Raw genomic sequence first — 22683 nt, forward strand, 5'->3', positions numbered from 1 at the left:
GACCTGATGATCGGTGGTTCACGCCGGTCCGATCACCGGATCGCACGGTCTCGGCCGCCGGATCAGAGGAAGGTGGTGAGCGTGGCGGCTTCGGCGCGGAGTTCGGCGGCGCGGTCGCCGCGACCCGCGGTGTCGTATTCGCCCGCGGCGGTCAGGCGGTCGGCGATCTCGGAGCGCACGAGGGCGGCGATATCGGCCTCGGTGAGGTGCCTGCGCGGGACCTCCGCGGCGGCCGGACCCGTGGGAGCCGCTTCGATGGCCGAGGCGCGATGTTCGCCGATGTCGACGGCCTCCGCGTTGTCGATCGCCGCGAGCGTCGAGCGCAGCAGTGCGGTCGTCCCCCGATCGCGGGCCCGCATCGCGACCGTCAGGGCCGCGCGCAGCCTGTCGCGCACCGAGGTTCCCTCGGCCGTCCCGGGCGTTTCAGCGGCCATGGCCGGAACGTAGACCGCGTCGGCCGGCGCAGTCCAGCGAGTGTCCGGGCGGGTCGGTCCCGACGTGGTGACGGTGAAGCCCACGGTGACCAGAACCGCCACCACCACGGACACGGTGACCCAGCGGATCGTCGGTCCCGCCGAACCGGCCTCGGCATGCCGCAGCAGCAGATTGCGCCGATACCCCAGCGCGGCAACCAGGAGCAGGACCAGACAGGCGATACCGGGAGCAAGCGCAGCGGCGGTCCAGCCCGTTTCGAGAACCGTGCGCAAAAGCAGGAGGCCGACGGCCACCGCACCCAGGCAGGTCCGCCGCCAGGACAGCGCCGTGCGTTCCGCCGCCAGCCGTAGTTCGAGGGGATCGACCACTGTCCGCGACCTCAGTGCAGCAGGACGGCGAGGCAGGCCAGCGCGGCCACGAACGCCGTCCCGGCGGACAGCAGGGGCACGAGCACGGTCCCGGGTAACGGCCGGCCCGCGTGCATGGCGGCACGGATACGCCGCCAATGCAGATAGGCGCCGGTGGCGACCAGCAGCGACAGCAGCAGACAACTCACCGCCAGTGCCGTCCGGAAACTTCCCTCCCACTGCTCCAGCACCACCGCGTGCACAGCGACCCCACCCGCCAGCAACCCCAGTGCGGTACGTATCCACGACAGGAACGTGCGCTCGTTGGCCAGGGTGAACCGGTAGTCCACGAGCACCGGGCGCTCGGCCTGCGGTTCATCGCGGCCGGGCTCCGGGGACCCGAGGTCTCGCGGGCTCATCCGGCGCCCGCGCCGATCGTGGTCTGCACGCTCACCTCCGAGCCACCGGCCGGTCACAGTTGGACGGATCCGCTGGTCAGCCTAACGCCACCGTGGGTCATCGCGGTACGCCGCCGGGTGCGCGCCGCGATCCGGGCCCGGCCGCGGCGGCACCCACCCGTTCAGGCCCGGGGATGGGCCTGGTCGTGCGCCTTCCGGAGGCGGTCGACGGAGACATGGGTGTAGAGCTGAGTCGTCGCCAGACTGGCGTGCCCCAGTAGTTCCTGCACGATCCGCAGGTCGGCGCCGCCTTCCAGCAGATGGGTCGCCGCGGTGTGCCGCAGCCCGTGCGGACCCATATCCGCGGTCCCCGGTATCGCCGATACCGCCGCGTGGACGACGCTGCGCGCCTGCCGTTGATCCAGCCGCCGCCCGCGCCGCCCCAGCAGCAGCGCGCGGCCGGAATCGGGAGCGGCCAGCAGCGGGCGACCGTAGGTCAGCCATTCCTGGATCGCGTGGTCGGCGGGCCCTCCGAACGGCGCGGACCGTTCCTTGTTCCCCTTGCCGAGCACCCGGACGAGGTGACGTTCCCGGTCGAGATCGTCGATATCGAGGCCGCACAGTTCGCTGACCCGGATGCCGGTGGCGTACAGCAGTTCGATGACGAGCCGATCCCGCAGGGCCATCGGATCCCGCTGAGCGGCCCCCGATTCCACCGCGCCCAGGACTCGTCCGGCCTGCTCCTGACCCAGTACGGCGGGCAGGCTTCGATGCGCCTTCGGCGCCGCGAGCCGTAGCCCCGGGTCCACGGTGAGCCGCCCGGTCCGGGTGAGCCACGCGGTGAAGGCCCGGGCCGCCGACGCCCGGCGCGCGGTACTGGTCCGGGCCGCCCCCCGATCGGCGTGCAATGCCAGCCAGGCACGCAGGGTGGGGAGATCGAGTTCGGCGACCGACGCATCGGGGGTGCGCCCGACCAGATGCGCCAGCAGCGATCGAGCGTCCCCCAGGTAGGCCCGGACCGTATGCGCCGACCGGTTCCGCCCGAGCCGGAGATGTCTCCCGTACTCGGTGAGCAACGCTTCCAGGTCCTGGGGTAACTCCGCCACGGCTCCACCGTCACCCGCCGCCTCCGCTACCGCAAGCCCCCGCGCGGATATCACCGGGAAAGCCGGACGCACGCATCGCATTCCCCGGCGGCGCCTACCGAGAACTCACTCCGGAGACGAGGCCGCGGTGTGCTCGGTCCGGAACCAACCCTCTCCCCCGCAGCGTGCGGAATCCGACAGATCGAGCGCGGCCAGTGCCGCCCGGACCTCACCCGGCGCCAACCCCGTCTCCGCGCAGAGCTGGTGCGGCCAGCGGCCGCCCGCTGCGGGCAGCGCCGCGTAGACGCGGGCCTCCACCGTCCCGAGCCGAGCCGCCGGCCAGCCCTGTGGCCCGGCCGCGAGCGGCAGGTGCAGGGGCGCGGCTTCGGCGACGACATCGTCGACGCCGCCGACCAGCACAGCTTCTCCGTCGCGGATCATCCGGTGGCAACCCGCCGACGCCGCCGAATCGACCGACCCGGGCACGGCCAGCGCCGGCCGGCCGATCCGGCGAGCCCATTTCACCGTGTTGCGGGCACCGCTGCGGACTCCGGCCTCCACCACCAGCACGGCATCGGACAGGGCCGCCACCAAGCGGTTACGGGCGAGGAAATGATGTTTGCGGGCGGGCGTACCCGGCGGATACTCGCTGATGACCAGGCCGGTTTCCGCGATTCGGGCGAGGAGACGGTCGTGCTGGGCCGGGTACGGCCGGTCGGTACCGCAGGCCAGCACGGCGATGGTGGCGCCGCCGACGGCCAGCGCCGCGCGATGGGCCATACCGTCGATACCGAACGCCGCGCCGGAAACGATCGTCCAGCCGTTGGCCGCCAGTTCGCCGCAGATCGTTCCGGTGACCCGGTCGCCGTAACCGGTGCTGCAACGGGCCCCGACCACAGCCAGTGCCCGTTCGGTGAGTTCGGCAAGACACCGGTCGCCCCGCACCCAGAGCACCAGCGGTACGGCGCCGTCCGGATCGCGGCCGGGTGTCAGTTGGGCGAGTCCGAGGATCCGCCAGGCGGGCCATTCCGGATCGTCCGGGGTCACGAGCCGCCCGCCGAGCCCCTGCATCGTCTCGATATCCCGGGCGGCCAGGTCGAGCTCACGGCGGTGCTCGGTCGCCGCGCGCAAGACCTCCGGTAGCGAACTCTCCCGGACCGCCCGGGCGGCCTCCCGTACCCCCACCGAATCGATCAGCGCGCTGAGCGCGGGACATGGTCCGAGCACCACCCGGGACAGGTAGGCCCAGGCGAGCTGCCGCTCCTCGGATTCACCGGCGGCCCCCTGCGCTCCCGGCGATCCGACAGCGGCGCTCATTGCGCACCCCGCTGCCGGAAGTTCAGCGCCTGCATCACATCGTGCGCCGTCGGTTCACCGCCACCCCGCAGATCGCATATCGTCCAAGCGACCCGCAGCGCGCGGTCGGCACCCCGCGCGGAGATCCGGCCCATCCGCAAGGCCGCCTCCACCGGGGCCGTTGTCCCGCTCGGTAGTGGAAACCGGCGGCGCAGAGCGTGGCCCGGTACCTCGGCGTTGGTCCGCCACCCGTATTCGTGCCAGCGGGCGACAGCGACCTCCCGTGCCGCGGTGACCCGTTCGCGCACGGCGGCACTGCTCTCCGACTCGCCCGCCGTCAATCCGGGGCCCGCCGGATGCATCTGCATCCAGATATCGATCCGGTCCATCAGCGGACCGGACAGTTTGCCGAGATAGCGCCGCCTGGTCAGTGGCGCACAGATACAGTCCACCTCCCGCGCCGGGGCGCAGGGGCACGGATTGGCGGCCAGCATCAGCTGGAATCGAGCCGGATACCGGGCGACCCCGTCGCGCCGGGCGATTCGTACCTCGCCCTCCTCGAGGGGTGTGCGCAAAGCCTCCAGGACTTTCGCCCCGACCTCGGCGCATTCGTCCAGAAACAGCACTCCGCGATGCGCGCGGCTCACCGCGCCGGGCCGGGCCGCGCCCGAGCCGCCGCCGACCATCGCGCTCACCGAGGTCGAATGATGGGGCGCGACGAACGGCGGGGTGGTGATCAGCGGCTGATCGTCGGAGAGGATGCCGGCCACCGAATGGATCGCGGTGACCTCCAGCGCCTCGTCCTCCGACAACGGCGGCAGCACCCCGGGCAACCGCTGCGCGAGCATGGTCTTCCCGATGCCGGCGCTCCGGTGAACAGGAGATGGTGTCCGCCCGCGGCGGCGACCTCGAGGGCCCATCGGGCCTCCTGCTGACCGGCGACATCGGCCAGATCTCCGGCCGGAGGCATCTGCCGGATGAGGGCCGCGCCGGATTCGGCGAGTTCGCCTTCCCCGCGCAACCAGTCGAGTGTGGCCCGCAGCGTCGGCGCTCCGAGGACCCGGATGCCCGCCACCAGCCCGGCTTCGGGCAGTGCCTCCGCCGGAACCACCGCCACCTTGCGCCCCGCGCCCCGCGCCGCCAGGACGGCGGGCAGGATGCCCCGGACCCGTCGCAGCCTGCCGTCCAGCGCGAGTTCGCCCAGCAGGACCGTCCCGGCCAGCCGTCCGGAGGGCACGATATCGGCAGCGTCGAGAACTGCCACGGCCAGCGCCAGATCGTAGACCGAGCCGACCTTCGGCAGGGTCGCCGGGGAGAGGGCCAGGATCACCCGTCCGTCGGGCCATTTCTCGCCGGTATTGGCCACCGCCGCGCGAACCCTGTCCCGTGATTCCTGTAGGGAGGTATCCGGCAGGCCCACCAGGTGCACCGACGGCAACCCCTGTCCGATATCGGCCTCGATCTCCACCACCTGCCCGTCGATCCCGCGCACCGCGATCGAGCAGGCCCTCCCGAGCGGCATCAGAACACCGCCGGCAGATGGTCGATCACCGGTTCGCCGCCGCGGGGCAGCAGGACCGACACCACATCGAAGCGGATCCGCCGCCAGGGGCCCTCCTGCTCGGCCAGCCACAGCAGGGCCAGGCGGCGGATACGCTGCCGCTTCTGGAAGGTGACGGCCTCGGCGGGGATGCCGAAGCCGATCCCCGACCGGGTTTTCACCTCGACGAACGCGGTGGTTCCCCCGTCCCGGACGATCAGGTCCAGTTCGCCGTACCGGCACCGCCAGTTGCGGCAGACGATCTCCATACCGGCGGATCGCAGATAATGCGCCGCCAGTTCCTCCCCTTGTGCGCCGAGCGCCGTGTTGTGTGCCACCCGCCCAGCATCGGCCCGGTATCGGGACCGCCCTGAGACACGACCTGCGGAAACGAGGACCCTGTGGATAACCCCGCCCCTGTGGACAACAACTCGGCCGGGCCGGATCGATGCCTGTGAGCTGCCCCGGCCGGGCGGCTGGGGTCTACCGGCGCCCGGTCTCCACCGCACTTCTCCCGCTCCACAGTGGGGACCGGTGCGGCAGTGCCGGAGATCGACCGCTTATTCGGGCAGACGGAGGTCGGGCTTCTCCAGCTCCTCGATATTGACATCCTTGAAGGTGATCACCCGGACATGCTTCACGAACCGCGCCGGGCGGTACATATCCCAGACCCAGGCGTCGCTCATCCGTACTTCGAAGTACACCTCGCCGTCGGCGTTCTGCGGCCGCAGTTCCACCGAATTGGCCAGATAGAAGCGACGTTCGGTTTCCACCACGTACGAGAACTGACCGACGATGTCCTTGTACTCCCGGTAGAGGGAGAGCTCCATCTCGGTTTCGTATTTCTCGAGGTCCTCGGCACTCATCTGGTGGAACGTCCTCCTTCTCGCCGCATTGCGTGTGTTGACATCATCGCTCATACCGCCCGGGCGTGTCACCGTGGGCTACACCGCGGCCGGTCGCCACGGGACGGCGACCGCCGCTCGACCCGGTCAGGCCGCGCCGCCCGAGCCTGCGGTGACCTCCGCCAGCAGTTCCGCGGCAGTGGGCGCCGGTACGGCGCAGTCCCGGACATTGCGCCAGGACCGGCGGTGTTCCGGGCAGGGTCCGAGCCTGCGCAGCGCTTCCTCGTGCCGCGGCGTGTTGTAGCCCTTGTGCTCGGCGAACCCGTAGCCGGGTAACCGCTGATCCAGTTCGACCATCATCCGGTCCCGGGTGACCTTGGCCAGAACGCTCGCCGCCGCGATACACGCCGCGCTCGCGTCTCCCCCGATGATCGGTAGCGAGGGCGCCGGCAGCCCGGGCACCCGGAAACCGTCGGTGAGCACATAGCCCGGCGTGAGACCGAGGCCGGCGACGGCGCGCCTCATACCCTCGATATTGGCCACATGGATGCCGATGGCATCGATCTCCGCCGCCGGTACCACCACCACCGACCAGGCCACGGCCAGCCGGGTGATCACCGGATAGAGGGCTTCACGGGTCGCCTCGGCCAGCTTCTTGGAATCGTCGAGTCCGGCCAGCGAGTTGTGGGCCTTCGGCCCGAGCACGCACGCGGCCACCACCAGCGGTCCCGCACTGGGCCCGCGACCCGCCTCGTCTACTCCGGCGACCGGCCCGAGACCACTGCGGTGCAGCGCCGATTCCAGCGTGCGCAGCCCGGCGGCGCGGCGCATCACCACCCGCGGCGGCCAGTTCCCGTCCCGTATCGGTTTCGTTCCTGCGTTCGTACCCACTCGATGCGTCCCCGGCTCACTTCTCCTGCGGATCCACTCCCTCGATCGGCCCGATCCGACCCGGCGGCCAGATCTTGAACACGGCTTTGCCGCGGATGTTGGCGACCGGCACGGTGCCCTGCAGCTCGTCGCCGATATGGGCGCGCGAATCGGCGGATTCGTTGCGGTTGTCCCCCATCACCCACAGGTTGCCCTCGGGCACGGTCACCGGTCCGAAGACCCGGCCCACGGGATAGGAGGCGTTCTGCTGTCCCGGCATCCACGGGTAGTCGTCTTCGACGTACGGCTCGTTCAGCGGTTCCCCGTCGACCATGACCCGGCCCTGGTCGTCGCAGCATTCGACCGTTTGCCCGCCGACCGCGATCACGCGTTTCACCAGATCGTTCTCATCGGGGGGCACCAGGCCGAAATACGAGAAGAAATTCTGCACCCCGCGCATCGCCGGATTGTCCGAGCGGATCGAGCGGTAGTGGCCGTTCCACGACGGCGGCCCCACGAAAACCACCACATCGCCGGGCTTCGGCTCACTCCAGTAGTAGCTCACCTTCTGCACATAGATCCGGTCACCGGTGCAGCCGGCGCAACCGTGCAGCGTGGGTTCCATCGACTGGGAGGGGATGACATAGGGCCGTCCCACGAAAGTAACCATGAGGGCGGCGATGATGGCGGCGATGACGAGCAGAATGGGCAGCTCCTGCCAGAAAGGCCGCTGCTTCTTCGCTTTGACGGGCCGTCGCGCCCGACGTCTCCCCGGCTGCCTGTCCGCCGATTCGGACCCCGACACCGACCACCTATCGTCTGCCACGCGAACAGCGTAGCCCGGCGCCGCAACGGATACGCGGCACCGGGCTACAAGTGCAATTCGCCGAGGTCATCGCCGTGCATCGTGGCACGCGCACCGCGGCGGGGAAGAGCAGGTCAGCGCTTCTCTTTGATCTTGGCGGCCTTGCCGCGCAGCTCCCGCAGGTAGTACAGCTTCGCGCGGCGGACGTCACCGCGGGTCACCACATCGATGTGATCGATGGTGGGGCTGTGCACCGGGAAGGTGCGCTCGACACCGACACCGAACGACACCTTGCGGACGGTGAAGGTCTCGCGGATGCCACCGCCCTGGCGCCGGATGACGACGCCCTTGAAGACCTGGATACGTTCCTTCGAGCCCTCGATGACCTTCACGTGCACATTGAGGGTGTCACCCGGCCGGAAGTCGGGTACGTCGCTGCGCAGCGAGCTCTCGTCGACGAAATCAAGGGTGTTCATGATCATCCTTCTGATGGTCGCGCGAACAGAGGAACCTGGCGGCGCTACCGCTCGACCGGTTCGTGCTCCGAATGTGGGATGCGCCGGGGCCTGATACACGCCCAGGGCAACCCGAGCATTGTGCCAGATCAGCGATCGCTTCCGGAAACCGGCCCCGTCCGTTCGCGCGCGTCCTCGGTGGCCGCCGCCGTATCGGTGTCCTCGCTGTGCGACCACAGGTGCAGATGCAGTTCGTGCAGCAACGGATGATGCCGCGCCGGTGCGGGTGGCGCCGGTATCACCCGGCGGGCCAGCTCCTCTTCCGCCGCCGACCGTACATGCTCGACATCCGGTTTTCCCGCGATCAGGTCCTGGACGAAGATCTTGGCCCGGATGACGGGGCGGCGGTATCGGCGTTCACGCACGATCGCCCGGTACATCAGGCGCCGTCGGCTGGGACCGTAACGCCAGCGCGCCCACGGTGCTCCCGGACGGCTCAACCGCAGTGCCCCGACCACCAGCAGCGGCAGGAAGAACATGCCGAACAGACCGGTCCAGATCTTGCCCTTGGCGATCACCACGGCGGCCAGCGCGAGGTTCACCAGCGCGAACACCACGACCAGGACCCGAATCCAGGCGCCGGGCTGATCGCGCAGACCGTTGATCTCCAGCAGCCACAGCGGGTGGAACCCCAGCAGCAGCAAACCGGTCACCGCGAGCGCCACGAATACCGCGTCCACCGAAGTGCGGCCCTGCTTCTCCCAGTACACATCGCGCAGGTAGTAGAGCAGCGCGAATTCGTCGAGGACCAGCGCGGCCCCCACTCCGAAGGCGGCCGCCAGCCCGGAGGCCACCGCCGTCCCGCTGTCACCGCCGTCGGCGATCATCCCGATACCGGAGATCAGCACCATGACCACACCGAACACCATGTGGTGGATATGCACCCCGCCGGATTTCAGGTTGCCCGGCCACCACCGCACCTGGGCCCGGATCAGCCGGACGCTGACCCGGATCACCAGGAATCCGATGATGAATCCGAACAGGAAACACAGCAGCGGGAGCCGGCCCGCGGCGATCACGTCCTCCGACATCCACTCCCGCATATCCGGCCCCCCTTCGGTTCGAAGCCGTCTATTTCCCGAAACCCGCCCGGCGCAGCGCGTCGGCCATGGCGCCGTTCACAGGTGCATTATCCCGCCGCCCGTCACGTCCCTGGCCTCGATTGCGCGACTGACCTCCGCCGCGCGCTCCGCCGCCGCCCTGACCACCGCCGCCCTGGCCACCACTGTTCTGGCCACCACTGTTCTGACCCCCGCTACCCTGACCACCAGCGCCCCGGCCGCCCTTGCCCTGGCCGCCACGGCTCTTCGCGCCCCGGCCCTGGCCCTGCCCGCCGCGATCGCCGCCCTCGGGACCGCCCTGACCGCGCCCGCGATCGCCGGGGCCACGCTCGGGTTTCCCGGCACCGGGCTCGTCGTCGAGGCGCAGCGACAATCCGATGCGCTGTCGCGCGAGGTCGACCTCGAGCACCTTCACCTTGACCACGTCACCGGATTTGACCACCTCACGGGGGTCACGCACGAAGCTCTTCGACATCGCCGAGACATGGACCAGACCGTCCTGGTGTACGCCCACATCGACGAAGGCGCCGAACGCCGCGACATTGGTGACCACGCCCTCGAGCACCATGCCCGGCTGCAGATCGGCGACCTTCTCGATACCGGCGGCGAATTCCGCGGTTTTGAATTCCGGACGCGGATCCCGGCCGGGTTTCTCCAGTTCGCTGATGATGTCGGTGACAGTCGGCACACCGAAGGTCTCGTCGGTGAAATCCGCGGGCCGCAGGGTGCGCAGTACGGCGCCGTTGCCGATGATCTCGGCGATACCGCTACCGGTGGAGTCCAGGATGCGCCGCACCACGGGATAGGCCTCCGGGTGCACCGCCGACGTGTCCAGCGGGTCGTCGCCCGCACGGATCCGCAGGAAGCCCGCGCACTGTTCGAAGGCCTTGGGCCCCAGCCGCGGAACATCAAGCAGCGCGGTACGACTGCGGAACGGGCCGTTGCCGTCGCGGTGGGCCACGATGCTCTCCGCCACCGAACCGGTGATCCCCGAGACCCGCGACAACAGTGGGACCGATGCGGTGTTCACATCGACGCCGACCGCGTTCACGGCGTCCTCCACCACCGCGCCCAGCGAACGGGCCAGCAGTGTTTCGGAAACATCGTGCTGGTACTGCCCCACACCGATGGATTTCGGTTCGATCTTGACCAGCTCGGCCAGCGGATCCTGCAGACGGCGGGCGATGGAGACCGCGCCGCGCAGCGACACATCCAGATCGGGCAGCTCCTGCGAGGCATAGGCCGACGCGGAATACACCGAGGCCCCCGCCTCGGACACCACGATCTTGGTCGGCTTGTTCTCCGGGATGCGTTCGATCAGCTGCGCGGCGAGCGCATCGGTCTCCCGGGACGCCGTGCCGTTGCCGATGGCGATGAGTTCCACGCCGAAACGCTCGACCAGGGCGGCGAGTACCGCCACGGATTTCTCGGTCTGATTCTGTGGTTTGTGCGGATAGATCACCTCGGTGGCGACCACCTTGCCGGTGCCGTCGACCACGGCGACCTTGACGCCGGTGCGGTAGCCCGGGTCCAGGCCCATGGTGGCGCGGGTACCGGCGGGCGCGGCGAGCAGCAGATCCCGCAGATTGGTGGCGAAAACGTCGACGGCATCGCGTTCGGCGGCCTGCCGCAACCGCATCCGGCTATCGATACCGAGGCTGACCTGCAATTTGGTGCGCCAGGCCCAGCGCACCGTATCGAGCAGCCAGCCATCGGCCGCACGGCCCTGATCGGCGATCGCGAACCGCTGCGCGATCCGCGCCTCGTAGACACTGCGTTCGCCCGGGGCCAGTTCGGAATCGGCCGGTTCGGGATCGAGGTGCAGGCTCAGCACCTCTTCCTTCTCACCACGCAGCAGCGCCAGGATGCGGTGCGAGGGCAGGCTGGAGAACTCCTCGGCGAATTCGAAATAGTCGGCGAACTTCGCTCCCGCCTCCTCCTTACCCGCGCGCACCGCGGCGGTGACCCGGCCGCGACTCCACATGAGTTCGCGCAGTTCGCCCACGAGATCGGCGTCCTCGGCGAACTTTTCGACCAGGATCGCGCGCGCGCCGTCGAGCTGTTCGGCGGTATAGCCGGCCGGATCGGTGTCCGGATCACCGAGCAGCGCGTCGGCGACGGGCTCATGACCGGCCTCCCGCGCGATCTGGGCCTTGGTGCGGCGCTTGGGCTTGTAGGGCAGGTAGATGTCCTCGAGCCGCGCCTTGGTTTCGGCGAGGAGCAGCTGGTTGTGCAGTGCGTCGTCGAGTTTGCCCTGACCGCGGATGGATTCGATGATGGTGGCGCGACGCTCGTCGAGTTCGCGCAGATAGTGCATACGTTCCTCGAGGGTACGCAGCTGGGCGTCGTCCAGGCCGCCGGTGACCTCTTTGCGATAGCGCGCGATGAACGGCACGGTCGACCCGCCGTCGAGCAGTTCGACGGCGGCCCGGACCTGATTCTCCCGCACCGCCAGTTCATCGGCGATCCGGCGACTCACGGTGGCCGATACCGCCGGGGCGGTATCGGGGCCCGGTGTCGAGTCGGTGTGGGTTGTGTCGGGACCCGAGGTCTCTGGCGCTGTCGTCACGACCCGCACCCTACCGCCGCCGGCCGACAGCCGGTCTGTGCCCATTACACCGCGGCGACCGCGCGGGGCCGGTACGCCGGCGGCGATCACACGGCGGCCGGTGCGCCGCGGCGATCACGTCGACCGCACGCTCACCCCGCCGCCACCCGCCCCTGCTGCCGGAGCAGGTATCGCTGCACCTTGCCACTGGGTGTCTTGGGCAGCGTGGATACGAAATGCACGCGGCGCGGGTAGGCGTGCGCGGCGAATTTCTTCTTCACCAGCGTCTGCAGTTCCGAGGCGAGCGCCTCGGTGCCGTCGATTCCCCCGCGCAGCACCACGAACGCCTCCAGCACCTCGCCGCGCAGTTCGTCGGGCAGGCCGACGACCGCGGCCTCGGCCACCGCGTCGTGCAGCACCAGCACACTCTCGACCTCGAACGGCCCGATCCGATACCCGGCCATGATGACCACGTCGTCGTCACGGGCGGAGAAGTGGAAGAACCCCTCCGGGTCCCGGTATCCGGCATCGCCGGTCAGATACCAGCGGCCGTCCGCGGTGTAGCGGGAGGCGCTCTGCTCGGGTGCGTCCAGGTAGCCGAGGAACCAGAGCAGCGCGCTGCGTTCGGTATCGATGGCGATCCGGCCGAGTTGCCCGGGCAGCGCCTCGGTATCGGCGTCGTCGGCGAGTACCGCGCACTCCCACCCGGGGAGCGACCGGCCCATCGAACCGCCGGGCGCCTCGACGTTCAGATCGTCGTGCCAGGCATTGCAGATCACCATGCCGTGTTCGGTCTGCCCATAGTGATCGCGGACCGCGACCCCGAGCGCGTCGGCCGACCAGGCGACCACTTCGGGTGTCAGCGGTTCCCCCGCGGACGAGGCCCGGCGCAGCCGGATCGGGGTGCCCGCGGGCCCCGCGGCGCGTAGCGACCGGTAGACGGTCGGGGCGGCGGCGAAGTTGGTGACCCCGAAACGCTCCAGAACCCGCCAGGTGAGCTCCGGCGCGAAGCCCGCGTGCAGGAGCAGGCTGCGCGTTCCGGAGACGAGCGGGCCCAGGATGGCGTAGTAGAGGCCGTAGGCCCAGCCCGGATCGGCGGCATTCCAGAACACGTCCTCGGGCCGCACGTCGAGGGCGAACTCCTGATAGGCGTGGAACGCCGCCAGGGCACGCACCGGGATCGGCACCCCCTTGGGAGTTCCGGTCGTACCGCTGGTGAACAGCTGGACCAGCAGTCCGTCCCCACCGACGATGGCCGGCGGCGCGGCGGCACCCGCGGCGGCGAGCAGGTCATCCAGCCGCAGGGCGCCCGGTAGCGCCGTATCGCCGGCGACGATGGTCTGCCAGGGCGGATCGGCGGGAAGATCACCACCCGGCGCCAGTTTGACGGCCTGATCCGGGTCCGCGACGACGACCGAGGTGTCGCTCGCCCGGAGCCGGAACGCGATCGCGGGCGGAGCGAAGGCGGTGAACAGCGGAACGTGAACGGCACCGCAGCGCCACAGACCCAGTAGCACCACCACCAGATCCGCGGATTTCGCCATCAGTGTGGCCACCCGGTCTCCTGGGCCCACCCCGAGGCCGGCCAGCGCGGCGGCACAGCGTCGCGACCGTTCCCGCAGCTCACCGTAGGTCAGGTCGACGGCCGACAGATCCTCGTCGATCACCGTGAACGCGACGTCCTCGGCCGGGTGCCGGTCGCACAGCAGATACGCGGCACAGGCGTCGGCATGGTCGTAGGAGTCCAGCAGTTCGCGCACTCGCACGTTCGGGTGGGCGCCCATCTCGTATCTCCTCGATCGTCGGCATCCGGTGTTGCCATAGGATGTAGGTCACACTCATTCCGGCACTACCCCCGAAAAGGGGTGACATCGTTGAGCGCGACTCCCCTGCTGCGTCCCCGCGACGGCGACGCCCTCCGCGCCGAGATCCGGCGCCTGTCCCCGACCATCGGCGTACCGGTGCTGTTCGGCGGCGAAGTGCGCGCCGATACCCTGCGGCTCACCGAGTTCTCCGGGGTGCGTACCCCGGGATTACGCGGACTGTCGGTGACCCGCGCGTCGGGTTTGGGTGGCCAGGTGCTCGACAGCCGCCGCCCGGCCTCGGTCGCCGATTACCGCAGCGCGATGTCGATCACCCATCACTACGACGGCCCGGTGCTCGGCGAGGGGATCCGTTCGGTGGTGGCGGTGCCGGTGGTGGTGGCCGGCCGGGCGCGGGCGGTGCTGTACGCGGCCAGTCGCGGGGTCGGCCCGATCGGCGATCGGGCGGCCGACGCGCTGTTGCTCGCGGGCCGTCGCCTGGCCACCGAGATCACGGTCCGCGACGAGGTCGATCGGCGGTTGCGCCTGATGGAGGCCGCGGCACCGCAGCCCGCCGCCGACGCCGCGGCGACCGAGGAATTACGGGCGGTGCAGGCCGAGCTGCGGGCGCTCGCGGAGGCCGCGCCCGGCGGGGCGCTGCGGGACGAATTGCGCGCCCTGGGTGAAAGACTGACCCGGGCGTTGACCGGCGAACCGGTATCGGGCGCGCCCCGGCTCTCCCGCCGGGAAACCGATGTCCTGCTGCAGATAGCGCTGGGTTGTTCCAATCAGCAAGCCGCGCAACGACTTTGCGTCGGCGCCGAAACCGTGAAGAGCTATCTGCGCAGCGCCATGCACAAACTCGGCGTCCGTTCCCGGCACGAGGCCGTCGTCGCCGCTCGGCGGCTGGGCCTGATCCCCTGAGAGGCGTGGGCCGGTCGCGTCAGTCGTCGTCCGGGACCAGATCCGGCCTGCGTGCACGGGTGCGGATCAGGGATTGTTCGCGACGCCAGGTTTCGACCCTGGCGTGATCGCCCGAGAGCAGGATCGGCGGTACGTCCAGTCCGCGCCAAGTCACCGGGCGCGTATAGCTGGGGCCTTCGAGCAGGCCGTCGGAGAAGGAATCCTGTTCGTGGGACAACTGATTGCCCAGCACACCCGGGATCAACCGGACCACGGCCTCGGTCATCACCAGCACCGCCGCCTCCCCGCCGATCAGGACGTAATCGCCGATGCTGACCTCCTCGACCCGCACCCGGCGCGCCGCGTCCTCGAATACCCGCTGGTCGATACCTTCGTAGCGCCCGCAGGCGAACACCAGATGCCGCTCATCGGCCCAGCGCCGGGCCGTCTCCTGAGTGAAGGGCACACCGGCCGGGGTGGGAACCACCAGCAGCGCGTCGTCCGGGCACACCGCGTCGAGGGCGTCGCCCCAGACGGTGGGTTTCATCACCATGCCCGGCCCGCCGCCGTACGGGGAGTCGTCAACGGATTTGTGCACGTCGTGGGTCCAGTGCCGCAGATCGTGCACATCGACCGTGAGCACGCCCTTGTCGATGGCCTTGCCCAGGAGCGCGGTGCGCAGCGGGTCCAGGTACTCGGGGAAGATGGTGACCACGTCGATTCTCATGACGCCGACCGCCTCATTCGGGATCCAGTAGCCCTTCGGGTGGATCGACCACGATCAGCCGTTCGGCGAGCGAGACCGTGGGGACGATCGCGGTCACGAACGGGATCAGGATCTCGCGGCCGTCCGCGGCGGCCCGGACCGAGAGCAGTTCACCGGCGGCCGAATGCAGGACCTCGGTGACGGTACCGACCGCGGTGCCGTCGGTGAGGGTCACGTTCAGGCCCTCGAGCTGGTGATCGTAGAACTCGTCGGGATCCTGCGACGGGCCCAGCTCGTCGCTGTCCACCAGGAACAGGGCCCCACGCAGGGCGTCCGCGGCGGTGCGGTCGACGACACCGGCCAGCTGCACCAGAAGCCGGCCCGAGTGTTCCCGGGCCGACTCCACGGTGAAGTCGCGGACTTCCTTGCTACGCGGTGCGCGGGTCCGCAACGTCACCCCGGGCGCGAAACGGGCCTCGGGTTCGTCGGTGCGGACCTCGACGACCAGTTCGCCGCGCACACCGTGCGATCTGGCGACCCGGCCCACCACGAGTTCCATCTACTGATCGGTATCGACCACGTCGACCCGGATACCCCGGCCGCCGATCCCGGCGACGAGGGTACGCAGCGCGGTCGCGGTACGACCGCCGCGGCCGATGACCTTACCGAGATCATCGGGGTGCACATGCACCTCGACGGTACGTCCGCGACGGCCGGTGATCAGCTCGACGCGGACATCCTCCGGATTGGCGACGATGCCGCGAACCAGGTGCTCTACGGCATCGGCGACGACGACGCTCATTACTCGGCGGCCTCGGCGGATTCGGTCGCCTCGGCGGCGTCCTCTTCCTTGTCCTTCTTGGCCTTCTTCTTCGGGGTCACGGCCTCGGCGACCGGCTCGTTGTCGGCGGCGGCCAGCGCGGCGTTGAAGAGGTCCAGTTTGGACGGCTTCGGCTCGGCGACCTTGAGGGTGCCCTCGGTGCCCGGCAGGCCCTTGAACTTCTGCCAGTCGCCGGTGATCTCCAGGAGCCGCTGCACCGGTTCGGTCGGCTGCGCGCCGACACCCAGCCAGTACTGCGCCCGCTCCGAGTTGATCTCGATCAGCGAGGGCTCTTCCTTGGGGTGGTACTTGCCGATGGACTCGATGGCCCGGCCGTCACGGCGGGTGCGGGCGTCCGCGACGACGACGCGGTACTGCGGGTTGCGGATCTTGCCCATACGGGTGAGCTTGATGCGAACAGCCATGCTGCTGATCTGCCTTTCATAGTGGTCACGGCGCAATTCAGCGACTCACGCGGTCTCGTGAGCCCGGTTTTGCGAATGAAGTGTGTGACCGCCGCGCGGTACGTAACCGGAGACGGGCTGACACTGTCCAGCAGGACGGTCGATCATTCTGCCAGACGGCCCGCCCACCTCGGAAATCAGCTACCGGACGGCGCGGCCGGCCGGTCCGAATTCGGGGTGCGGGCGGCGCCTCGTCCCGTAGCCGGGGAGCCCGTGCTGTTGGCACCCGCCCGGCGGCCTGCGTAGCGTCCCACGGGTCGCGTTGAACAGGATGCGACAGGGTTGAACGGGAGTACCTAGGTCGTGTCATTGTTGAACAGAGCCCTTGCCGCCGTCGCCGCAGGGGTGATCGGCCTGGTCCCGGTCGCTGTCCCGGCCCTCGCCCAGGACTCTCCCGAGCAGCAGAACCCGCAGTACGCACCGACCATGCTGGTCCTGGACGCCTCCGGGTCGATGGCGGCGCCCGACCCCGGCGGCGGCACCAAGATGGACGCGGCCAAGAACGCCGTCCGGTCCTTCGTCGCCGCCGCACCGGACACCTCGAATGTCGGCCTCACCGCATACGGCACCGGCACCGGCAACTCGGACGCGGAGAAGGCCGCCGGCTGCCAGGACGTCAAGGTGCTGCACCCGGCCGGGACGATCGACAAACCGGCACTGACGGCGGCGGCGGACTCGATCACCCCCAGCGGCTACACCCCCATCGGTACCGCGCTGCGCACCGCGGCGGGCGCGCTCCCGCAATCCGGTCCGCGATCGATCGTGCTGGTATCCGACGGCCTGGACACCTGTGCGCCACCCGATCCGTGCGAGGTCGCCCGGGAGCTCAGCGCCCAGGGCAACGAGATCGTGGTGCATGCGATCGGGTTCGGTGTCGACGACCCGTCACGGGTACAGCTGACCTGCATCGCCCAGACCACGGGCGGTACCTACACCGACGCGGTGGACGGTAAAGCGCTGGAACGCGTGCTACCCCGGGTCACCGCGACCGCCTTGCGCACCTACTCCGCGATCGGCACCCCGATCGCGGGCACTCCGGATCACCGGGACGCCCCGGTCGCGGAACCGGGGCAGTATCTCGACGTCCTCGACCAGAAGAAGGCCCGCTACTACGCCGTGGATGTTCCCGACGGCGCCACCGCCTATTTCAGCGGCACCGTCTCGTTCCCGCGCGGCGGCGCAGACGCCGCAACGGCGAACAACCGGCTCGACCTGCGGGTGTACGGCCGCGACGGCCAGGACTGCTACGTCTACGAGAACGAACTGGCCACCCGCTCGACCGACGGCGTGGCACTGACGGTGGCCTCGAGATTCGAGGGCGCCGCCGCGGCCGCGAACGGCGTCGCCGCGCACGATAAATGCATAGGTGGCGGCCGCTACTACTTCACTCTCGAATGGGCGCATGTCGCCGACGGCGCCCCGAGTGGGTTACCGGTCGAACTGGCGGTGGGTATCGAGCCCGCCGTAGCCGATCCGGGCCCCGCACCCGACCCGACCCCGGTGACCTTCACCGAACCCACCGGACCGGTGGCGCCGGTCGTCGGCGGAGGTTCGTTCAATGTCGCCACGACGCTGCCGGGAGCCGGCCGGTACGGCGATACCCTGCAGCGCGGTGAGTTCGTCTTCTACCGGGTGGAACTCGGGTGGGGTCAGGGCCTGGCGTACCGGGTCCGCTTCGGTGAGACACCCGGAGGCGGCCTGGCAAACCTCTCCAACATCACCACCACCCTGTACGCCCCGAGCCGCAAGGAACTCGACGACGATTTCACCTCCTACAGCGGACCCGAGAACACCCTCCCCACCAACGAGCCCGCGCTCGCCACCGCACCGATCCGGTACCTGAACAGGGCGGCGGACGACAGCAAGATCGCGGAGCAGGCGGTGGCCGGGTACTACTACATCGCGGTCAAGGTCGGCCCGAACAACGAAGGCGTCGCGCCACCGGTGCCGGTCGAGCTGGAGATCGATATCTCCGGCGATCGGGAGCCCGGACCCCGCTACCAGGACGGCACGAATAGCACCGGAACCTTCGGTGACAACGCGAAACCGGCCGCGGCGAACGAAGCGGCTCCGGACGGAACGGACTCGGGAAGTTCGCCGCTGGTATGGGTCGCCGCCGCCGTCGGCGCCGGGATCGTCCTGGTCGTGATCGCGGTCGTCCTGCTCACCCGCCGACGTGGAAGGCGCTGAGCGAATCCCACCCTCGCGCCGAAGTTTTCCGGGTCCGGCCGCACCGGCCGGACGATCAAGGGGAAGGACCCACCGCGTGTCGACTTCTATCCGGGCCCTGGTGGCCGTCATGGCGGCGGTGATCGGCCTCGTGCCGGTCGCCGCGCCCGCGGTCGCGCAGCCACCGCAGCAGCAGGGAACCGAGTACGCACCGACGATGCTGGTCGTGGACGCGTCCGGCTCGATGCTGGCGGCCGATCCCAGCGGCGGCACCAAAATGGACGCGGCCAAGAACGCCGTCCGGAGTTTCGTCACCGCGGCCCCGGACGCCGCGAAGGTCGGGCTCACCGCCTACGGCACCGCCACCGGCAACTCGGATGCGGAGAAGGCCGCGGGCTGCCAGGACGTCAAGGTCCTCCGCCCGGCGGACACCATCGACAAACCGGCGCTGATCGCGGCGAGCGACCAGATCGTCCCGCGCGGATACACACCCATCGGCACCTCCCTGCGTACCGCGGCCGCGGCACTCCCCCAGGAGGGGCCGCGCTCGATCGTGCTGGTCTCGGACGGACTGGACACCTGCGCACCGCCGGATCCGTGCGATATCGCCCGTGAGCTCAGCGCCCAGGGCGCCGAGATCATGGTGCACGCGATCGGGTTCGGTGTCGACGACCCGTCACGCGCCCAGCTGACCTGTATCGCCCAGACCACCGGCGGCACCTACACCGACGCCGCCGACGGCAGAGCCCTCGCGCAGGTACTACCCCGCGTCAGTGCCGTCGCGCTGCGTACCTACGCCGCGACCGGCACCCCGATCGCCGGTACTCCGGCCTACCGGGACGCTCCGGTCGCCACACCCGGGCAGTACCTGGATATCCTGGAAAAGCGGAAACCGCAGTACTACGCCGTGGATGTTCCCGAGGGCGCCACCGCGTATTTCACCGGCACCGTGTCGTTTCCGCTCACGGACGGCTCCCTGGACTCGAACGAAAGACTCGATCTCCGGGTGTACGGCGCCGACGGCCAGGATTGCCATTTCGAAGAAAAAGAACTGTCCACCCGCAGTGGCGACGGTGTGGCACTGACGGTAGGCAGCGTCTGGAAAGGTGCGGCGGAATCGCGCACCGGCAGTCCTGCCACCGATGGCTGCCGCGGTGGCGGGCGCTATTATTTCGCGCTGGACTGGGCGCTGGCCTCCGATAGCGCGCCGCCGCGACTTCCGGTCGAGCTGTCCGTCGGAGTGGAGCCGAAGGTCGCCGATCCCGGCCCCGCCCCGGCGCCCCCGGTGGAGTTCACCGCCCCGGACGGACCGGTGGTACCCGTCGTCGGCGGCGGCTCGTTCAATATCGCCGCGCAGCTGCCGGGAACCGGCCGCTACACCGATACCCTGCAACGCGGCGAATTCGTCTTCTACCGGGTGCAACTCGACTGGGGTCAGGGCCTGGCGTATCGGGTCCGGTTCGCCGAGACGCCGGAGCGGGGTAGCGAATACACCTCCAATATCACCACCACGCTTTTCAACCCGTACCGCGAGAAGATCGACTTCGACACCATGGCCTACACCGGCAGCGAACAGATACTGCCGTCCCACGACTCGGCCCTCGCGACCGCGCCGATCCGGTACCTGAACAGAGAAGCCGCGGACACGGATATCGCCGGCCAAGCCGTGGCGGGCCCGTATTACATCGCGGTCAAACTGAGTCCGACGGAGAAGACCGCGCCGGTGCCCATCGAGCTGGAAGTCGATATCGCCGGTGAACCCGAACCCGGGCCCGGCTATGCGGGCGACACCGCGAGTGACGAGACGTTCGGCGGGGATTCCAAACCCCTCGCCGCGGGAAATCCGGATGACCATGCGGACCGCACCGACGACGGCATATCAACCGTGGTCGGGCTCGCGGCAGGGCTCGTCGCCGTCGTACTCGTCGCCGGGACAGCGCTGGTCGTCTTCCTGATCCGCCGCCGCACCCGCTGATCTCGTCCGCCCGGGCGCCTGTCCTGCCGAAGCGGCAGGCGGGCGCCCGGGTCCGGCGGGATCGGGCCACCCGCCCGCTGCCCGGTACCGGGGGTTACTTGTCCGGGAACTTGAACTTGGAGATATCGAAGTTCTCCAGGCCGGGCGGCAGCTGATCGAGCCCGGGCGGCATACCCGACAGGTCCGGCATACCGCCGCCACCCGCGGGCATTCCCGGCATCCCGGGGAAGCCGCCGCGCAGCTTCGGCTGAGTGGGCCCGCGCCCGCCCTTCTTGCCCTTCTTACCGCCCTTGCGGTTCTTGCTGCGCCGGTTGCCGCCGGGCATCCCCATCTGCCGGCCCATCGCGGCCATCATCTTGCGGGCCTCGAAGAACCGGTCGACGAGCTGGTTGACATCGGAGACCTGTACACCCGAACCGTTGGCGATACGCAGCCGGCGGGACGCGTTGATGATCTTCGGGTTATCCCGCTCGGCGGGGGTCATACCGCGGATGATGGCCTGGACCCGGTCGAGCTGCTTATCGTCGACCTGGGCCAGGACATCCTTCATCTGCCCGGCGCCGGGCAGCATCCCGAGCAAGTTGCCGATGGGACCCATCTTCCGGATGGCCAGCATCTGATCGAGGAAATCCTCGAGGGTGAGCTCACCACTGCCGATCTTGCGCGCGGCCTCCTCGGCCTGCTGCGCGTCGTAGACCTGTTCGGCCTGTTCGATGAGGGTGAGCACATCGCCCATGCCGAGGATGCGACTGGCCATCCGGTCGGGATGGAAAACGTCGAAATCCTCGAGCTTCTCGCCGGTGGAGGCGAACATGATCGGCGCACCCGTGACATTACGCACGCTCAGTGCCGCACCACCGCGAGCATCACCGTCGAGCTTGGTGAGCACGACACCGGTGAAGCCGACGCCGTCCCGGAACGCCTCGGCGGTGGAGACCGCGTCCTGGCCGATCATGGCGTCGAGTACGAACAGCGTCTCGTCGGGATTCACCGCGTCACGGATCCCGGCGGCCTGCGCCATCAGCTCGGCGTCGATACCGAGCCGGCCCGCGGTATCGACGATCACCACGTCGTACTGTTTGGCCCGGGCCTCGGCGATACCGGATTCGGCCACCGCGACCGGATCGGCCGCGGTGATGCCGAGTGCGTTGTCGCCACCGCCGATCGAGGTGCCGGGATGCGGCGCGAACACCGCGACACCGGCCCGCTCACCGACCACCTGCAGCTGGGTCACCGCACCGGGACGCTGCAGATCGCAGGCCACCAGCAGCGGCTGATGCCCCTGGTCACGCAGCCATTTGGCGAGCTTTCCGGCCAGTGTCGTCTTACCGGAACCCTGCAGACCGGCGAGCATGATCACCGTCGGCGGCGTCTTGGCGAGCGTCAGCCGCCGCGTCTCCCCACCGAGGATCCCGACGAGTTCCTCGTTGACGATCTTGACGACCTGCTGCGCCGGGTTGAGGGCGCCGGAGACCTCCGCGCCCTTGGCCCGCTCCTTGATACTGCCGATGAAACCGCGGACGACAGGCAACGCGACATCGGCTTCCAGCAGCGCCAACCGGATCTCCCGGCAGGTGGCGTCGATATCCGCCGGCGACAGGCGACCCTTACCGCGAAGATCCTTCAGGGCACCGGTCAACCGGTCTGATAGGGATTCGAACACCTGGTGAGCTCCTGATCTCGAGTTACATCACTGAGCCCAGGGTAACGGTCGCGCGCTGTGTACCGCGCGCAGCCAGCGACTATCGACCCGAGATGTGCGGTTGCGCGCGGTTGCCGGGGCGTGGGTTGCGGGCTTTGAGCACTTACATGATCGCGGGACCTGCTCGGGTGTTCGGGCGGGCTTGGTCGTGAAGGTGGGGGGAGACCTTGCCCCCCGAGGTGAGGAGGAGACCTTGCTCGCCAAGGTGAGGAAGGCAGCCCCACCCGCCAAGGTGAGGAAGACGGCCCCACCCGCCAAGGTGAGGAAGACGGCCCCACCCGCCAAGGTGAGGAAGACGGCCCCACCCGCCAAGGTGCTGTGTTTATTGGCGCGCTGGCGCGCGCGGGGTTCGGCCCCCTGAGCGTCTGCTGTCAGCCCTCGAGACTCGTGGCTGCGC

The 22683-nt window shown here is 69.5% G+C and carries 20 protein-coding genes and 1 pseudogene; 3 read left to right on the forward strand and 18 right to left on the reverse strand.

The features are described from left to right. Positions 1–62: 62 nt before the first annotated feature. The 13 genes and pseudogenes from AB0F41_RS20800 to AB0F41_RS20860 all read right to left on the reverse strand — a co-directional run bounded on the left by AB0F41_RS20800 (position 63) and on the right by AB0F41_RS20860 (position 13529). Positions 63–803: a GatB/YqeY domain-containing protein gene (locus AB0F41_RS20800; protein WP_357426164.1), complete on the reverse strand. Its 741-nt coding sequence runs from the start codon at positions 801–803 to the stop codon at positions 63–65. A gap of 11 nt (positions 804–814) precedes the next feature. Further along, positions 815–1201, reverse strand: coding sequence for a DUF202 domain-containing protein (locus AB0F41_RS20805; RefSeq protein WP_357426166.1), 387 nt, complete (start codon positions 1199–1201; stop codon positions 815–817). A gap of 161 nt (positions 1202–1362) precedes the next feature. After that, on the reverse strand, positions 1363–2286 hold the full coding sequence (locus AB0F41_RS20810) for a tyrosine-type recombinase/integrase (RefSeq protein WP_357426168.1): 924 nt from the start codon (positions 2284–2286) through the stop codon (positions 1363–1365). Positions 2287–2391: 105 nt separating this feature from the next. Next, positions 2392–3582: a DNA-processing protein DprA gene (dprA, locus tag AB0F41_RS20815; protein ID WP_357426170.1), complete on the reverse strand. Its 1191-nt coding sequence runs from the start codon at positions 3580–3582 to the stop codon at positions 2392–2394. Continuing rightward, positions 3579–5083, reverse strand: a pseudogene (locus tag AB0F41_RS20820) (YifB family Mg chelatase-like AAA ATPase). The gene dprA and the pseudogene AB0F41_RS20820 overlap by 4 nt, the downstream one beginning before the upstream one ends. Beyond that, positions 5083–5439, reverse strand: coding sequence for a YraN family protein (locus tag AB0F41_RS20825; protein WP_357426172.1), 357 nt, complete (start codon positions 5437–5439; stop codon positions 5083–5085). The pseudogene AB0F41_RS20820 and the gene AB0F41_RS20825 overlap by 1 nt, the downstream one beginning before the upstream one ends. Before the next feature lie 222 nt (positions 5440–5661). Continuing rightward, complete coding sequence (locus tag AB0F41_RS20830; RefSeq protein ID WP_011210678.1) at positions 5662–5967, reverse strand: DUF2469 domain-containing protein; 306 nt, start codon at positions 5965–5967, stop codon at positions 5662–5664. A gap of 126 nt (positions 5968–6093) precedes the next feature. Beyond that, positions 6094–6810 carry a ribonuclease HII gene (locus AB0F41_RS20835; RefSeq protein WP_357426202.1) on the reverse strand — a complete coding sequence of 239 codons (717 nt, stop codon included), beginning with the start codon at positions 6808–6810 and terminating at the stop codon, positions 6094–6096. Positions 6811–6853: 43 nt separating this feature from the next. Next, a complete protein-coding gene (gene lepB, locus AB0F41_RS20840) occupies positions 6854–7621 on the reverse strand; it encodes a signal peptidase I (protein ID WP_357426204.1) in 768 nt (255 codons plus the stop codon). A gap of 134 nt (positions 7622–7755) precedes the next feature. Beyond that, positions 7756–8097, reverse strand: coding sequence for a 50S ribosomal protein L19 (gene rplS / locus AB0F41_RS20845; protein WP_030521783.1), 342 nt, complete (start codon positions 8095–8097; stop codon positions 7756–7758). Positions 8098–8225: 128 nt separating this feature from the next. Further along, a complete protein-coding gene (locus AB0F41_RS20850) occupies positions 8226–9179 on the reverse strand; it encodes a hypothetical protein (protein WP_357426174.1) in 954 nt (317 codons plus the stop codon). A gap of 28 nt (positions 9180–9207) precedes the next feature. Next, positions 9208–11676, reverse strand: coding sequence for a Tex family protein (locus tag AB0F41_RS20855; RefSeq protein ID WP_357426206.1), 2469 nt, complete (start codon positions 11674–11676; stop codon positions 9208–9210). A 221-nt stretch (positions 11677–11897) separates the two neighbouring features. Continuing rightward, positions 11898–13529: an AMP-binding protein gene (locus AB0F41_RS20860; protein WP_357426176.1), complete on the reverse strand. Its 1632-nt coding sequence runs from the start codon at positions 13527–13529 to the stop codon at positions 11898–11900. Between the two features lie 90 nt (positions 13530–13619). On the opposite strand from AB0F41_RS20860, the gene AB0F41_RS20865 reads away from it, so the two are divergent. Beyond that, entirely contained in the window at positions 13620–14471 is an 852-nt protein-coding gene (locus AB0F41_RS20865; RefSeq protein ID WP_357426178.1) for a LuxR C-terminal-related transcriptional regulator, read from the forward strand. A 19-nt stretch (positions 14472–14490) separates the two neighbouring features. Here the strand turns inward: AB0F41_RS20865 and trmD are convergent, their stop codons facing one another. The 4 genes from trmD to rpsP are packed head-to-tail and all read right to left on the reverse strand — an operon-like array spanning position 14491 to position 16401. Next, positions 14491–15177 carry a tRNA (guanosine(37)-N1)-methyltransferase TrmD gene (gene trmD / locus AB0F41_RS20870; protein WP_357426180.1) on the reverse strand — a complete coding sequence of 229 codons (687 nt, stop codon included), beginning with the start codon at positions 15175–15177 and terminating at the stop codon, positions 14491–14493. 13 nt (positions 15178–15190) lie between these two features. Next, positions 15191–15715, reverse strand: coding sequence for a ribosome maturation factor RimM (gene rimM / locus AB0F41_RS20875; protein ID WP_357426182.1), 525 nt, complete (start codon positions 15713–15715; stop codon positions 15191–15193). Continuing rightward, positions 15716–15958, reverse strand: a complete 243-nt coding sequence (locus AB0F41_RS20880; protein WP_063041718.1) for an RNA-binding protein — start codon at positions 15956–15958, stop codon at positions 15716–15718. It lies immediately after the preceding gene. Beyond that, positions 15958–16401 (reverse strand): 30S ribosomal protein S16, encoded by a 444-nt coding sequence (rpsP, locus tag AB0F41_RS20885; RefSeq protein WP_357426184.1) that lies wholly within the window; start codon positions 16399–16401, stop codon positions 15958–15960. The genes AB0F41_RS20880 and rpsP overlap by 1 nt, the downstream gene beginning before the upstream one ends. Before the next feature lie 342 nt (positions 16402–16743). On the opposite strand from rpsP, the gene AB0F41_RS20890 reads away from it, so the two are divergent. Both AB0F41_RS20890 and AB0F41_RS20895 read left to right on the forward strand, forming a co-directional pair. Beyond that, positions 16744–18630, forward strand: coding sequence for a VWA domain-containing protein (locus tag AB0F41_RS20890; RefSeq protein WP_357426186.1), 1887 nt, complete (start codon positions 16744–16746; stop codon positions 18628–18630). 76 nt (positions 18631–18706) lie between these two features. After that, entirely contained in the window at positions 18707–20584 is a 1878-nt protein-coding gene (locus AB0F41_RS20895; RefSeq protein WP_357426188.1) for a VWA domain-containing protein, read from the forward strand. Positions 20585–20678: 94 nt separating this feature from the next. On the opposite strand, the gene ffh is transcribed toward AB0F41_RS20895, so the two are convergent. Then, positions 20679–22247, reverse strand: a complete 1569-nt coding sequence (gene ffh / locus AB0F41_RS20900; protein WP_357426190.1) for a signal recognition particle protein — start codon at positions 22245–22247, stop codon at positions 20679–20681. Positions 22248–22683 lie beyond the last annotated feature (436 nt).

The organism is Nocardia sp. NPDC024068 (assembly GCF_040638875.1).
Taxonomy (GTDB): Bacteria; Actinomycetota; Actinomycetes; order Mycobacteriales; family Mycobacteriaceae; genus Nocardia.

Excerpts from the sequence above, each read along its gene's own strand:
- AB0F41_RS20805 (WP_357426166.1), bottom strand. The coding sequence starts at position 1,201 with ATGAGCCCGCGAGACCTCGGGTCCCCGGAGCCCGGCCGCGATGAACCG.
- dprA (WP_357426170.1), bottom strand. The coding sequence starts at position 3,582 with ATGAGCGCCGCTGTCGGATCGCCGGGAGCGCAGGGGGCCGCCGGTGAA.
- AB0F41_RS20830 (WP_011210678.1), bottom strand. The coding sequence starts at position 5,967 with ATGAGTGCCGAGGACCTCGAGAAATACGAAACCGAGATGGAGCTCTCC.
- rplS (WP_030521783.1), bottom strand. The coding sequence starts at position 8,097 with ATGAACACCCTTGATTTCGTCGACGAGAGCTCGCTGCGCAGCGACGTA.
- AB0F41_RS20850 (WP_357426174.1), bottom strand. The coding sequence starts at position 9,179 with ATGCGGGAGTGGATGTCGGAGGACGTGATCGCCGCGGGCCGGCTCCCG.
- AB0F41_RS20860 (WP_357426176.1), bottom strand. The coding sequence starts at position 13,529 with ATGGGCGCCCACCCGAACGTGCGAGTGCGCGAACTGCTGGACTCCTAC.
- trmD (WP_357426180.1), bottom strand. The coding sequence starts at position 15,177 with ATGAGAATCGACGTGGTCACCATCTTCCCCGAGTACCTGGACCCGCTG.
- rimM (WP_357426182.1), bottom strand. The coding sequence starts at position 15,715 with ATGGAACTCGTGGTGGGCCGGGTCGCCAGATCGCACGGTGTGCGCGGC.
- AB0F41_RS20880 (WP_063041718.1), bottom strand. The coding sequence starts at position 15,958 with ATGAGCGTCGTCGTCGCCGATGCCGTAGAGCACCTGGTTCGCGGCATC.
- rpsP (WP_357426184.1), bottom strand. The coding sequence starts at position 16,401 with ATGGCTGTTCGCATCAAGCTCACCCGTATGGGCAAGATCCGCAACCCG.